This window comes from Embleya scabrispora, from assembly GCF_002024165.1.
GTDB lineage: Bacteria > Actinomycetota > Actinomycetes > Streptomycetales > Streptomycetaceae > Embleya > Embleya scabrispora_A.
The window spans coordinates 659,189-673,776 of sequence record NZ_MWQN01000003.1 but is presented as its reverse complement, the minus strand read 5'-3'; the positions used below and the strand labels follow the sequence as shown (position 1 = coordinate 673,776).

At 71.2% G+C, this 14,588-nt stretch carries 8 protein-coding genes and 1 pseudogene; 2 read left to right on the top strand and 7 right to left on the bottom strand.

Going from position 1 to position 14,588, the window contains the following annotated elements:
* The first annotated feature begins 40 nt into the window (after window positions 1-40).
* A pseudogene (locus B4N89_RS38495) lies at window positions 41-1,686 on the top strand (alpha/beta hydrolase).
* 55 nt (window positions 1,687-1,741) lie between these two features.
* Here the strand turns inward: B4N89_RS38495 and B4N89_RS38490 are convergent.
* The 6 genes from B4N89_RS38490 to B4N89_RS38460 form a co-directional block, all read right to left on the bottom strand.
* Complete coding sequence (locus B4N89_RS38490; protein ID WP_078981187.1) at window positions 1,742-2,371, bottom strand: alpha-ketoglutarate-dependent dioxygenase AlkB; 630 nt, start codon at window positions 2,369-2,371, stop codon at window positions 1,742-1,744.
* 49 nt (window positions 2,372-2,420) lie between these two features.
* Complete coding sequence (gene narI / locus B4N89_RS38485; protein WP_078981186.1) at window positions 2,421-3,146, bottom strand: respiratory nitrate reductase subunit gamma; 726 nt, start codon at window positions 3,144-3,146, stop codon at window positions 2,421-2,423.
* Window positions 3,143-3,832: a nitrate reductase molybdenum cofactor assembly chaperone gene (gene narJ / locus B4N89_RS38480; protein WP_078981185.1), complete on the bottom strand. Its 690-nt coding sequence runs from the start codon at window positions 3,830-3,832 to the stop codon at window positions 3,143-3,145. Before narJ ends, narI begins: the two co-directional genes overlap by 4 nt.
* Window positions 3,829-5,532, bottom strand: coding sequence for a nitrate reductase subunit beta (gene narH / locus B4N89_RS38475; protein ID WP_078981184.1), 1,704 nt, complete (start codon window positions 5,530-5,532; stop codon window positions 3,829-3,831). The genes narJ and narH overlap by 4 nt, the downstream gene beginning before the upstream one ends.
* A gap of 1 nt (window position 5,533) precedes the next feature.
* The gene (locus B4N89_RS38470; RefSeq protein ID WP_078981183.1) at window positions 5,534-9,313 is read right to left on the bottom strand and encodes a nitrate reductase subunit alpha; all 3,780 of its coding nucleotides are present in this window, start codon (window positions 9,311-9,313) and stop codon (window positions 5,534-5,536) included.
* Window positions 9,314-10,742: 1,429 nt separating this feature from the next.
* Window positions 10,743-12,260 carry a chitinase gene (locus B4N89_RS38460; RefSeq protein ID WP_078981181.1) on the bottom strand — a complete coding sequence of 506 codons (1,518 nt, stop codon included), beginning with the start codon at window positions 12,258-12,260 and terminating at the stop codon, window positions 10,743-10,745.
* A 309-nt stretch (window positions 12,261-12,569) separates the two neighbouring features.
* Here B4N89_RS38460 and B4N89_RS38455 point away from each other — a divergent pair, with 309 nt between their 5' ends.
* Window positions 12,570-13,499: an EamA family transporter gene (locus B4N89_RS38455; RefSeq protein WP_161500959.1), complete on the top strand. Its 930-nt coding sequence runs from the start codon at window positions 12,570-12,572 to the stop codon at window positions 13,497-13,499.
* A gap of 124 nt (window positions 13,500-13,623) precedes the next feature.
* On the opposite strand, the gene B4N89_RS38450 is transcribed toward B4N89_RS38455, so the two are convergent.
* Entirely contained in the window at window positions 13,624-14,472 is an 849-nt protein-coding gene (locus B4N89_RS38450; protein WP_078981179.1) for a class I SAM-dependent methyltransferase, read from the bottom strand.
* Between the last annotated feature and the right edge of the window lie 116 nt (window positions 14,473-14,588).

Sequence of the window (14,588 nt, the reverse complement as noted above, 5' to 3'; positions counted from 1 at the left end):
GTGTTCGGGTGCGTCTGCGGATCGGACTCCGGAGACGAGCATGACGAGAACGTCAGCGCACCGAACGAGTGAACACCACCCCGACGCGGCGACCGCGACGGTGACGGCGAGAACACCGCGTCGGCGTGCCCGTCCCGCGCGCCGGGTCCTGGCCGTGGGCCTGGCCCTCGCCGCGTGTCTGGGCGCGATATCGGCGACGGCGTCGGCGGCCGAACCCGACGACACCGACATGACCGCGAACTCCGGCGCCGGGTTGGAGCGTTACCACCACCAACGGCTCGACTGGCGCAGTTGTGTCCTGGGCCCGGACGACACCGTGGGCCATGGCCTCGAACGCGGCGGTGCCCGCTGCGCCGACGTGACCGTCCCGCTCGACTACACCAACCCCGAGGTCGCACGATCACCGTCGCGATCTCGCGGATCCGGGCCGCCGACACCCGGCACCGGATCGGCACGATGCTGACCAACCCGGGCGGCCCCGGCGGTTCGGGCCTCGATCTGACCCTGGTCCTGCGTACCGCGATGAAGGAGGTCGGCGGGCGCTACGACCTCATCGGCATGGATCCGCGCTTCGTCGGCCGCAGTACGGCGCTGGACTGCGGGTGGCCCGTCGGCACCAACCTCTTCTCGGCCGGCCTGAGTCGAGCGAGCTTCGAACGTCAGGTCGCGCTGCAAAAGGATCTGGCCGACCGATGCCGGGCGACCAACGCGCCCGTGCTGCCGTACATCAGCACCCGCAACACCGCCCGCGACATGGATGTCGTCCGGGCCGCGCTCGGCGAGCGGCGCGTGTCCTACTTCGGCTATTCGTACGGCACCTACCTCGGGACGGCCTACACCCAGATGTTCCCCGGCCGTGTCGATCGGGTCGTCCTGGACGGCGCGCTCGACCCGCGCCGCTACGCCCCCCGGGTGTTGCGGGGCAGCGAGAGCGAGAACGATCGGGCGCTGTCCGACTGGGCGGCCTGGACCGCGCTTCGGGACGACACCTACCACCTCGGCCGCACCCGCGCGGAGGTACTGGCCACGGTGACCCGCGTCCAGGAGGCGTCGGCGCGCGATCCGCTCGTCGTCGGCACCGCACCGGAGGTCTTCCGGCTGGACGACAGCCGGGTCGGGTTCGTGCTGCTGATGGACAACGCGGACGACAGCGACGCGGCGCGGGCGGCGTTCGCCGACGAGATGGCCACCCTCGTCAGGGCCGCGGCCGGGCAACCGGCGCCGCTGTCGGCGGGGTTCGCGGGGAAGCTGCGGATGTTCCTGACCGGCGACACCGGCCCCACCGGTGCCCAGATCGCCATCCTGTGCGGGGACGTGGCCGCACCACGCGATCCCGAGGTGTACTGGCGCGACATCGAGGCCGCCCGTGCCGCGCACCCGCTGTACGGCCCGTTCACCAACAACATCGTGCCGTGCGCCTTCTGGGACGCGCCGCGCGAGGACCCGGTACGCGTACGGCGCGACGTGGCGATGCTGATCGTGGCCGCCGACGGCGACCCGCGGACCCCGTACACCGGCAGTGTGGCGCTGCACACGATGATGCCGAGTTCCAGGCTGCTCACCCTCCAGGGGGCCAACCGACACGCCGTCTACGGGGTCTACGGCAACTCCTGCGTGGACGATCGGGTCAACGACTACCTGGCCACGGGCCGACTGCCGAGGACCGACCGGACCTGCGTCAAGTAGCCGAGCGGCGGTGCCCGCCGACCCGAGGTCGGCGGGCACCGCGTCGGCGGCCCGCTCAGCCGATACCGTGTGGGCGGAACTGGATGCTGATGCGTGGTCCCGTTGCCTTGGCCGACTTGGGAATCGCGTGTTCCCAGGCGCGTTGGCAGGAGCCGCCCATCACGATCAGGTCGCCGTGTCCGAGCGGGCGGCGCAGCACCGGTTCGCCGCCGCCGCGCGGTCGGAGCAGCAGATCGCGCGGCGCCCCGACGGACACGATCGCGACCATCGTGTCGGCGTGGGCGCCGCGGCCGTCGCGGTCGCCGTGCCAGGCGACGCTGTCCCGGCCGTCGCGGTACAGGCACAGGCCGACACCGACGAACGGCTCGCCCAGCTCGGCCGCGTAGTGCTCGGAGAGCCGGTCGCGCGCCTCGGCGAGGGCGGGATGCGGCAGCGCGTCGGCGGCGCGGTAGTGCGCCAGCAGCCGGGGGACGTCGACGACACGCTCGTACATCAGCCGCCGTTCGGCCCGCCAGGGAACCGTCTCGGCGAGTGCGGCGAACAGGGTGTCGGCGCCCGCCACCCACCCGGGCAGCTCGTCGATCCACGCGCCGCGACCCAGCACGGTGCGGCGCAGCCCGCGTGGCGGGCCGACGCGGACGACGTCGCCCTGGTCGAAGAGCGAACCCTGGAGTGAGCCGGACATTCCACCACGATATACCATCGATTCGAACGCATATTCGAGCGGGTGCTCGCTACCGGTCGACCGGCTCCCACCCGGGCCGGGGTTCCGTGGCGCCCGGCGGCCGTGCGTCGCGGCTGCGGTAGACGACGTACGGGCGGAAGAGGTAGCCCACCGGCGCGCTGAAGGCGTGCACCAGCCGGGTGAACGGGAACAGCGCGAACAGCAGCATCGCGAGCACCACGTGCACCTGGTAGGTGATCGGCGCCTGGGCCATCAGCTCGGTCTTCGGACGCAGGTAGGACAGGCTGCGAAACCAGGGCCCGATGGTCTCGCGGTAGTTGTGCTCGTGCGGGCCCACCGTGTTCCACACCGTGGCGGCGGTGCCGGCGAGGATGGTGCCGGCGAGGAAGAGGTACATCAGCTTGTCGTTGCGGGTGGTGGCCAGGAAGACCGGCCCGGTGGTGCGCCGGCGGCGGATCAGCAGCGCGATGCCCGCGATGGTCGCCGCCGCCGCGGCCAGGCCCAGGGCGGTGGCCGCCACGTGGTAGGCGTGTTCGCCGACGCCCACCGCGTTCGTCCACGACTGCGGGACGAGCAGGCCCACGACGTGGCCGGCGACCACGAACAGCAGGCCGTAGTGGAACAGCGGGCTGCCGATGCGCAGCAGTCGCGACTCGTACAGCTGGGACGAGCGGGTGGTCCAGCCGAACCGGTCGTAGCGGTGCCGCCAGACGGTGCCGCCGACCAGGACGACCAGGGACAGGTAGGGCAGCACCGCCCACAACATGGTGTTCATCGGCCGGCTCCGGGGTGTGCGATGGAAGGGGCGTCGCCGAACGCCGCCAGGCCGACGTCCTCGCGCGGTGGTCCCGCGTGGGCCAGGGCGCGGGCCTCGGCGCGGTCCCTGGGGGAGGGGCCGGGCAACGTCGCGCACACGGCTTCCAGGACACCCGCGTACGGGGTCCGCGCGTCGTGCAGCGCGAAACGCAACAACTCGATGCCGGGCCGGTGTTCACACAGCAGCGCGCTGCCGGCCTCGGCCGCCTCCGGACCGCCGACGGCGGCGAACTCCAGCACGGCGGGCAGGAAGTCCGGCAGTTCCGCGCCGACGAAGTCCAGACCGTGCGCGCGGTAGAGGCGCTTGAAGCCGACCAGCGCCGTGCCGCGCCGGCGGGTGTCCCCCTCGCGCCACCAACTCAGGTACAGGCTGCGCCGGTTGCGCAGGTCGAAGACGGTGACGTAGTGCGCGGCGAGCCGGTCGGCCGGCCAGGCGCACACCTCGTCGAGGAAGTCGGTGAGCAGCACCGCGGCCGGGCTCGGGGCGACCTCGGCCAGCGCGGCGCGCAGCAGTGGCACCCGGGCGTGGAAGTCCCGGTCGGGGTAGTGCAGGCACAACGCGGCGGCCTGGCGGAGCACCGCGGTGGTGCGCCGCCGGCCGGTGCGGGCCGCGCGGGGGCGGAAGCGGTCGGTGAACGCCCTCATCGGTCGGTCTCTCCCGGGTCGTCGCGCCGCGCCTCGTCGGGCGGTGGGAACAGTCCGGCCGGGCGGCCGTTTCCGTCCCAGTTGAGCAGGTTGACCCGCGCGCCGGGCCCGGCGGTGTCGGCGGGTCGGTCCGCGGTGCCTCGATCGCGCAGGGCGTGGAAGTTCTCCACGCTCACCGGTACCGGCCGCCCGGACGCCTCGCCGAACGGGCCGGATCCGCCCATGCCCGGGCCGCCCGCGAAGTCCAGACTGCACCCGTCGGGCAGGGCGGACTCCTCCAGGCGGGTGGCGTCGCCGATCGCCGCAGTCGGGATCACGTAGCGTTCGTCGTATTTGGCGACGGCCAACAGTCGGTAGAGGTCCCGCACTTGCGTGCCGGTCAGCCCGACCCGGGCGGCGATCGCCTCGTCCGGCTCCTCGTCGAGGTTGATCGCCCGCATGTAGGAGCGCATCGCGGCCAGTCGCTCCAGCGCGGCGCGCACCGGTGCGGGGTCGCCGGCGGTGAACAACTCGGCGAGGTATTCGAGCGGTACGCGCAGGGTGTCGATCGCGCCGAAGAGGTTGCCGGCGTCCTCGCCGTCGTGGCCGGTCGAGGTCAGCGCGTCGACCACCGGGGACAGCGGCGGGATGTACCAGACCATCGGCATGGTGCGGAACTCCGGATGCAGGGGGAGCGCCACCCGATACTCGGCGATCAGCGTATGCACCGGTGAGCGGCGGGCCGCCTCGATCCAGTCGTGCGCGATGCCGGCCGCCTCGGCCGCGCGCCGCACGGCGGGGTCCTCGGGGTCGAGGAAGACGCCCAACTGAGCCGGATACAGGTCGTGTTCGTGCTCGACGGAGGCGGCGGCGAGCACCGCGTCCGCGTCGTAGAGCAGGACACCGAGGTAGCGCAGTCGGCCGACGCAGGTCTCCGAGCACACCGTCGGCAGGCCCACCTCGATCCGCGGGTAGCACATGGTGCACTTCTCGGCCTTGCCGGTCTTGTGGTTGAAGTAGACCTTCTTGTACGGGCAGGCGGTCACGCACATCCGCCAGCCGCGGCAACCGTCCTGGTCGACCAGCACGATGCCGTCCTCGACCCGCTTGTACATCGCGCCCGACGGACACGCGGACACGCACGAGGGGTTGAGGCAGTGTTCGCAGATCCTCGGCAGGTAGAACATGAAGGTCTGTTCGAACTCGAACCGGATCCGGTCGGCGACCTTCTCCCGGGTCTTGGCCACCATCGGGTCCAAGTGTCCGAGTTCGGCGGTGCCGCCGAGATCGTCGTCCCAGTTGGAACTCCAGGAGATCTCCATCGGCTTGCCGGTGAGCAGGGAGCGCGGGCGGGCGACCGGGATGTCGTCGCCGAGCGGGGCGTCGGTCAGGGTGCGGTAGTCGTAGGTCCACGGCTCGTAGTAGTCGGTGATCGTGGGCAGCCTGGGGTTGGCGAAGATCCGGCTCAGCCGGTGCCACCGGCCGCCGGAGGCCAGGCGCAGTCGGCCGCGCCGATTGCGCCGCCAGCCGCCCTGCCAGGTGTCCTGGTCCTGCCAGCGGCGCGGATAACCCTGTCCGGGACGGGTCTCGACGTTGTTGAACCAGGCGTACTCGACGCCGCCCCGGTTGGTCCACGTCTGCTTGCACGTGACCGAACAGGTGTGGCAGCCGATGCACTTGTCGAGGTTCATCACCATGGCGATCTGGGCCATCACGCGCATCTCAGTACTCCACGTCCTGCGAGCGGCGCCGGATTACGGTGACCTCGTCGCGTTGATTGCCGGTGGGGCCCAGATAGTTGAACGCCCAGCTCAATTGCGCGTATCCGCCGATCAGATGGGTGGGCTTGAGCAGTACACGGGTGAGGGTGTTGTGGATCCCGCCGCGCCGGCCGGTGCTCTGCGCCTTGGGGACCCCGACGGTGCGGTCCTGGGCGTGGTGCATGTAGACGGTGCCGGTGGGCATGCGGTGCGACACCACCGCGCGGGCGGTGACCACGCCGTTGCGGTTGACCGCCTCGATCCAGTCGTTGTCGCGCACCCCGATCGCCCGCGCGTCGGCGGTGCTCAGCCAGATGGTCTGGCCGCCGCGCGAGAGGGAGAGCATCAACAGGTTGTCCTGGTACTCGGAGTGGATCGACCACTTGTTGTGCGGGGTGAGGTAGCGGACCGTCACCTCGTGTGCGCCGTCCGGGCCGAGCACGGGCTCGCCGAACAGCCGGTGCATGTCCAGCGGCGGCCGGTACACCGGCAGCGCCTCGCCGAGTTCGTGCATCCAGTCGTGGTCGAGGAAGAAGTGCTGGCGGCCGGTGAGGGTGTGCCAGGGTTTGAGGTGTTCGGTGTTGAGGGTGAACGCGGTGTAGCGCCGGCCGCCGGCCTCGCTGCCGGACCACTCCGGCGAGGTGATCACCGGCTCGGGCCGGGCCTGGGTGTCCGCGTAGCCGATCCGCCTGCCCTCGTGTTCGGCGGCCAGGTGCGCCATCGCCTGCCCGGTGCGCGCCTCGAGGGTGCGGAAGCCCTGAACGGCCAGCCTGCCGTTGGTCGTTCCGGACAGTGCCAGGATCGTGTCACAGGCCCGGACCGCGGTATCGATCAGCGGCCGACCCGCGGCGACCCCGGTGCGGGCGCTGCCGTTGAGCCGGCGCAGGTCCTCGACCTCGGCGGCCACGTCGAAGGTGATTCCCTTGACCGGCAGGCCCAGTTGCTCGGCGAGCGGGCCCAGGGTGGCCATCTTGGCGGCGACGGCGGTGTAGTCGCGTTCGACCACGGTCAGGTTCGGCATGGTCCGGCCCGGCACCGCCGGGCAGTGGCCGGCCCGCCAGTCCGCCGCGATCCCGCCGGGCTGGGCGATCTCGCCGGGGGTGTCGTGCTGGAGGGCGGTGGCCACCAGGTCCCGGCGGGTGTCCAGGTGTCCGCGCGCCAGTTCGCCGAAACGCGCCGCGATGGCGTGGAACGCCTCGAAGTCGGTACGGGCCTGCCAAGGCGGGTCGATCGCCGGGGTGAACGCGTGCACGAAGGGGTGCATGTCGGTCGAGGACAGGTCGTGCTTCTCGTACCAGGTCGCGGCCGGCAGCACCACGTCGGACATCAGCGTGGTGGACGTCATCCGGAAGTCCAGCGACAACAGCAGGTCGAGTTTGCCCTCCGGGGCCTGCTCGTGCCAGCGCACGCCCCGCGGCCGCGAGCCCGGCGGCGCCTCCTCGGCGCGCAGCGAACTGTCGGTGCCCAGAAGGTGTTTGGTGAAGTATTCGGCGCCTTTGGCGGAGGAGCCGAGCAGGTTGGAGCGCCACACGGTGAGCACCCTGGGCCAGTTGTGCGGCGCGTCCGGGTCCTCGCACGCGAAGCCCAACGCCCCGGAGCGCAGCGCCTCGACGGTGTGCTCGACGGGGTCGGCGCCGGCGCGTTCGGCCTCGTCGACCAGGTCGAGCGGATTGCGGTCGAAGGTGGGGTAGGAGGGCATCCAGCCCAGCCGGGCCGAGGTCGCCAGGCAGTCGGCGGCGGTCGTCCCGGCCAGGTCGCCCGCGCCCAGCGGGGAGGCCAGGACGTCGGTGGGAAATCCGTCGTAGCGCCACTGGTCGGTGTTCAGGTACCAGTAGGCCGTGCCGATCATCTGCCGCGGCGGCCGGGACCAGTCGTTGGCGCTCGCGAGGGTGGCCCATCCCGTGGCCGGCCGGCACTTCTCCTGGCCCACGTAGTGTGCCCAGCCGCCGCCGTTGCGGCCCTGGCAGCCGGTGAGTTGCAGCAGGGCCAAAAACGTGCGGTAGATCGTCTCGGAGTGGAACCAGTGGTTGGTTCCGGCGCCCATCAGGATCATGCAGCGACCCCTGGACCGCTCGGCGGTGTCGGCGAACTCCCGCGCGATGGCGACGGCGCGCGCGGCCGGCACCGAGGTCAGCGTCTCCTGCCAGGCGGGTGTGCCCGGTTGGGTCGCGTCGTCGTAGTCGATGGGCCATGTGCCGGGCAGGCCGTCGCGCGGTACCCCGTACTGGGCCAGGAGCAGATCGAACACGGTGGTCACCAGCGGGCCGCCGGGTCCGAGTCGGCGCGCCGGCACGCCTCGGCGCAGCACCTCGCCGCGACCCTGGCCGTGCTCGCCGCCCTCGGTGTCGAAGCGGGGCAGCAGGACCTCGACGCCGTGTGCGGCGGGGTCGCGGTACAGGGTGAGCCGGGGGCGTACGCCGGCCAGGTCGAGGTTCCAGCGACCCCGGCCCGATGCGGTCCAGCGGAAGCCGATCGAGCCGCCCGGCACGACCGGCTCGCCCGTCGCGTCGTCGAGCAGGACCGTCTTCCAGTCCGCGCCCTCCTGGGTCGAGGCGGCCCCGTCGGCGGCGAGGTCGGCGGCGCGGACGAACTTGGCGGGGGTGTACGCGCCCGGCTCGTCCGCGCGTTCGGTCAGCGTGACCAGGAACGGCAGGTCGGTGAACTGCTTGACGTAGGTGTCGAAGAACTCGACGGTCCGGTCGACGAAACACTCCTTGAGCACCACGTGGCCCATCGCCATGGCCAACGCGGCGTCGGTTCCCGGATGCGGATGCAGCCATTCGTCGGCGAACTTCGCGTTGTCCGCGTAGTCCGGCGCGACCACCACCACCTTCTGCCCGCGATAGCGCGCCTCGGCCATCCAGTGCGCGTCGGGGGTGCGGGTGACGGGCACGTTGGTGCCCCACATGATCAGGTACGCCGCGTCCCACCAGTCGCCCGACTCGGGCACGTCGGTCTGGTCGCCGAACACCTGCGGAGAGGCCACCGGCAGGTCGGCGTACCAGTCGTAGAAGGACAACATCGGCGCGCCGATCAGGCTCATGAAGCGGGCGCCGGCCGCGTGCGAGACCATCGACATGGCCGGGATGGGGGAGAACCCGGCGATCCGGTCCGGTCCGTACCGCGCGATGGTGTGCACGTGCGCCGCGGCGACGATCTCCACCGCCTCGTCCCACGTGGCCCGGACCAGGCCGCCCCGGCCTCGGGTGCGTTGGTAGCGCCGTCGGCGTTCGGGGTCGCCGACCACGTCGGCCCAGGCCAGGACCGGATCCCCCAGGCGTTGTCGGGCCTCGCGGTACAACTCCAGGAGCACGCCGCGCACGTAGGGGTAGCGCACCCGGGTGGGGGAGTAGGTGTACCAGGAGAACGCGGCGCCGCGCGGGCAGCCGCGCGGCTCGTACTCGGGGCGATCGGGGCCCACCGAGGGGTAGTCGGTGGCCTGGGTCTCCCAGGTGATCACGCCGTCCTTGACGTAGACCTTCCAGCGGCAGGAGCCGGTGCAGTTGACGCCGTGGGTGGAGGTGACGACCTTGTCGTGGCTCCAGCGCTCGCGGTAGAAGACGTCGCCCTGCCGGCCGCCCTTGAGGTATTGGGCGCGCAGGTCCGGCGAGACCTCCGCGTTGCGGCGGAAGAAGCGCCCGGTACGCAGAAGCAACTCGCTCGCGGGACCGTCCAGGCCGGGAGCCGGGGGCGGGTCGGCCGGGGGCGGTGGGTCGGTGGGCGGGGACGAACCGGTGTCCATGACGACCCTTCGGGATGGCTGCTCTGCATGCTGAATATAAGTAAATGTCCTATATGTAGGCGTTCGATGGTGGGATTTGAGCACCCGGCTCACCGTGTTCGCCCGCGCGGCCGGGGGGCCAGGGGTGGCGCGGCGGTGGAGGGGCGGTGGTGGGGTCGTCCGGCAGGACCAGGCCTTGGCGGTCGAGGGGGCCGGGTCGGTGCCGGTCGACCGGAAGGCGGGTGCTGCCGTTCGGCCTGGGCGGCGCGGGCCGTGCCGGGCGGTTGTCGGGGCCGGGGCGGGGTCGGTCGGGGTCAGGCGGTGTCGCGGGTCAGGAGGCCTGCGGCCTGTACCGGGACGTTGCCGTTGGGGAAGGTTGCGTAGTAGTCGTACTTGAGCCTGTTGCCGAGGACCCTGCCGAGCACGACCCAGCCGCCGCGCGCACCTCTGCCCCGGGTTGCGGACGATGTCCTCGCGCAGGACGACCCGGTCGGCGCGGATGGCGGCGCGGTCCTCGGTCTCCAGGGTCAGGGTCCCGGAGCAGTTGCCACCGGGGTAGTCCGACTCGCCGACGACGGTTCCGGCCTTGCCCACGTGGAGCCGCAGGCGGACGGCGAACGTGGCGGCGCTGACGGCGCTGCCGCGCCAACTCGCGGCGAAGTCGGCCGGCAGTCGGCGGGTGGTCGGCTGCGCGGTCGGGCGCGGGCTTGTGCTCGTGCTCGGCGTGGAGCCGGTGACGGACGGCCGACCTTCGGGCGGCCTCGCGGTCGCCCCGGCGCTCGCACGCGCGCTCGCGGCGGTGCCCGGGTTCGTCCCAGGGCTCGCGCCGCCGTCCGGGGAATCGATCGTGATGGTGGTGCCCGAGTCGGCGTCCAGCAGCACCCGCCCCGGCGAGAACTCCTGGACGACCCTGCCCTCCAGCGTCACCCGCAGCCCCTTCGCGGCGGCGACCCGGTAGACGTCCTCCTTGACCCGACCGTCCTCACGATGCCGGATCACCACGATGAGTTCGTTGCCGGTGGTCGCGGCCTTCCTCGAGTAGTCGACGCCGCCGTCGACCGTGAACGTCCCCGCAGGGGTGACCCAGCGCGCCCCGAGCGACACGGAGATCTTCCCGCGCGTCGAGATGGAGAATTTGATCGGCCCGATCGCGTAGCCGAGTACCGGATCGTCGAGCCCCGCCTTGCGCTCGCCGTCCTCGTCGAATCCCAAGTAGCCGCACGACGTGGCGCCGAACAGCGCCATCACCGTGCACACCGTGACCAGTCTCGCCCGTGTCCCGACCCGCCGCGCGCGCATCGCGTTCCTCCCCCGAGAACACCTGTCGTGGAGTCGAGTATGCGCCCGAATTCGGCTGAACGTGGGGAAACCGTCCCGGTGGGGGTATGCGGGTGTCGCCCGGCGGGAAATCCGCCGGGCGACACCGTTCATGATGCGGTTCGGGCCGGTTTCAGCAGGCGCCGAGGTCCTGCCAGACGCCCCACTGGCCGGTGGTGCCGGGCGTCTCGCCGGTCGTCCACCACTTGGCCTTCCAGGTGTGGCCCTGGTACGAGACCTGTTGTCCGCCGGTGTAGACCGTGCCGGAGGCCCACGGCGGGGCCGTGCACTGGTGGCCGTTGCCGCCGGTGACGGTCAGCGTGTAGGTCGCCGAGTGGTTGGCGGACGGGCCGGCGCCGGTCACCGTCAGGGTGTACGTCCCCGAGACGGCCGCCGAGGTCGTGGTGATGGCCAGCGTCGAACTGCCGCCCGCCGTCACCGATGTCGGGCTGAGCGAGGCCGAGACGCCGGCGGGAGCGCCGCTGACGGTGAGGTTCACCGTCTGCGCCGAACCCGCCGTCACCGCGGTGCTCACCGTGCTGGTGGTCGAGCTGCCCGCGGCGACCGTGCCGGAGGCGGGCGTCGTCTGTACCGAGAAGTCGTTGGTCGGGGTCGTCGTGCCGCTGGTGAACGGCGCGAAGACGTGGCTGAAGTCCCACTGGTTGCCCGGGATTCCGGAGCAACTGTCGGAGGACGCCCCGCAGTTGCCGCGGTCTCGCTGGAGCGCCCAGAAGGAGAGCGTGTTGATGCCCTTCGACACCGCCCAGTTGTACACCTGGTTGGCGTTGGCCAGGGTGAATGTCTCGGCCGCGCCGAAGTCGTCGATGCCGGGCATCTCGGTGACGCCGATCATGCCCCAGAGCTGGGTGGGGGTCTTGCCCGGGTAGAGCTGCGCGAGGGTGTTGTACAGGCCCTGCGCGGCCGTCTCGGTGTCGTTGGCCATGTTGTGCGTGGCGTTGTCGTAGTAGTCGAACGTCATCAGGTTGACCACGTCGACCCGCGTGCCGTTGCTCACCGCGTTGCGCAGCAGCGCCACGCCGTTCTCGGCGAGGCCGTGCGTGGTGGTGGGCAGCGTGTAGGAGATCTCGATCTTGCGCCCGTTGGCCGCGGCCCAGTCCTGGACCAGCTTGATCGCCTTGTTGCGGCGGTCGATGCCGGCCGTCTTGTCGAGCGCGTCGACCTCGATGTCCATGTCGAGGCGGGAGATGTCGTAGGTCGTGATGACCTTCTTGTACACCTCGGCGATCTGGTTGACGTCGGTGCAGCTGTCCGCGATCTCGGTGTTCGTGGTGTCCGCGGTGTAGCCGCCGAAGGAGGGGATCACGTCCCCGCCCCGGCCCTGGATCGTCTTGATGTCGGCGCCGAACGTGGACTGGGCGATCGGCATGCCGGTGTCGCCGTTCCAGTACGCCGTACAGGAGCCCGAGGTGGCGGTCTGCAGGAACGCCATGGTCAGGTGCTTCGCGCCCGACTGGGCGGACAGCGCCGCCGGGCTGTCCCCGGTCCACGCCTCGAAGTAGGGGGCGAAGACGTGTGCGGGCAGGGGAGTCGCGGCCTGGGCGGGGCCGGCTCCGAAGGCGGTCAGGCTCACCGCCGCGGCGGCGGTGACCGTGGCGGCGACGGCCGCTCGTAACGTACGAAGGAGTCGCATGTGCGTGCGTCCAGACTGTGAGAGGGGACGGACCGCCGTCGCTTCGCGTGGCTCTCGGCGGCATCGGTATGAGATAGCTCACGCGGTATCGAAGTCAATGGTCTGGACCAAAAATGGACTAGACCATTTTTGCGAGCCGCGAGGCTCCGCCCCTGGCCGGACCCGTTTCGGGGCGTTCGACCACTGGCGTGGGCAATGCCGCCAACCCTCCCGTGGGAGAGGCCGATACGCCTCGCCGGGCCCGACGGCTCGGGCACGTGTGCGCGTTCGGCGGAGTATCGGACGGCCCGTCCCGGGCAGGGGGTGGGCATGAGCGCTGTGACCGATCGCACCCCGACCCCACCGTCGGGCCGGGCCGTGGCCGGCAACCTGGCCGTCGTCTACGTCGTGTTCGGGTCGACCTACCTCGCGATCCGGATCATGGTCGAGACCATTCCGCCGCTCGTCGGCGCGGGGCTGCGGTTCGCCGTCGCGGGCGCGTTGTTGTACGGGATGTGCGCGGTACGCAGTCGGTCGCTGCCGCGGATGGAGACCGATCGGCTCGTGGGGACCGGCTTCATCGGGCTGTTGGTGATCGGCGCGGGGCTCGGCCTGCTCACCCTCGGGGAGCACTCGGTACCGTCCGGCCTGGCCGCGCTGTTGGCCGCCGCCGTGCCGGTGTGGGTGGTCCTGTTGCGGGCCGCGCACGGCGAACGGGTCGGGTGGTCGACATGGGGCGGGGTGGTCTGCGGCCTGTTCGGCGTGGCACTGCTGAGCCTGGTCGGCGGCGCGGGCGGTACGGCGGCCGTGTCGGGCATCCTGTTCCTGCTGGCGGCGGCGCTGTCGGAGGCGGTCGGCTCGTACTACGCACCGCGGTTCTCGCTGGTCGAGGATCCGATCCTGGCCTCGGCCGTGCAGATGCTGGTCGCGGGTCCGGTGTTGTTCGTGGTGGGCCTGGCCGTGGGCGAACACCTCGACGTGGACCGGTGGTCGCAGCGGAGCCTGCTTTCGCTGCTCTACCTGATCGGGCCGGGATCGATCCTGGCGTACGTGTCGTTCGTGTGGTTGGTCTCGCGTACGCGCACCTCGATCGCGACCACGTACACCTACGTCAACCCGGCCGTGGCGCTGTTCCTGGGGTGGCTCGTGCTGGACGAGTCGATCACCGTGTGGGTCGTGGTCGGCGCGCTGATCGTGGTCGTCGGTGTGGTGGCCGTACTGGTCGGGGAGCGTGGGGCGGAGGACGACGGCCGGGCCTGACCCGCGTCATCGTGCCGGAGGGGCGGACAGCCGAAAGCCCGCGCGCGGGCGGCCCGTCACGCGTGGGCACGTACGCGTGACGGGGCGCCCGCGCGCGGACCTGTGCGGGAGCGGCGGCGACGGATCAGTACATCGGCTTGATCGCCTCGACCAACAGGTGGTAGCCGAGGTGGCTGAACGGCGGCATGTCGCCCAGGACCCGCTCCAGCCGGGTCACCAGGCCGGCGATCGCCTTGTCCGCGAGTACCTCGTCGGCCAGCCAGGCGGCGATCGGCGAGTTGCCCCGCATCTGGGTCACGGTCATGCCGACCGTGGCGAACAGGGTGGTCAACTCCTGCGGGCTGAAGCTGTACCACGGGGCGGTGTAGTCGTCGCCGCTGCGGGTGTTGGTGAACAGGAGTTGCTTGTTCGGCACGTCCGTCACGTCCACCGCGGCGAACCGGTCGCCCGTGAACATGCGCTCGAACACGGAGTTCTTCACACCGAGCAGCATGCGACCGCCGGGGCGTAACACCCGCCGGACCTCGGCGAAGACGCGCGGCCGCTCCGCGATCGGCACGTGCATCAGGGCCAGCATCGTGGTGACGGTGTCGAACGAGTCGTCGGGGAACGGGATCGATGCCATGTCACCCTCGCGCAGGTCCGCGCTCAGGCCCCGTTCGGCCAACTTGCGCTCGGCGACGTCGAGCATGGCCCGCGAGATGTCCAACCCGCTGAGCAGCGCGCCTCGTTCGGCCATGGGAACGGTGAATCGACCGGTGCCGCACCCCATGTCGAGTACCCGCTCCCCGGGGGCGATCTTTCCCAGCAGGAAGTCGCGTTCGGCCTCCGTGAACAACTCGTCGGAGGGGCCGTCACCGGGAATACGCTCGTCGTACTCGGCGGCGACCCGACGGTATACCGAGGTGACGGTCGCCTTCTCGGTCGACGTCGGGTCGTCGGCGGATATGGACGCGGGCTCGTGGATCGACACGTGTTCTCCCTTTCCGGTTCTCTTTCGTGATTCTTTCGCTTCCCGGTGCTGTGCAGTCAAACGTAGAAAGCCCGAACTCCCTTGTCAACCAGGCTCCTTCGGCGCCGCAATTGATA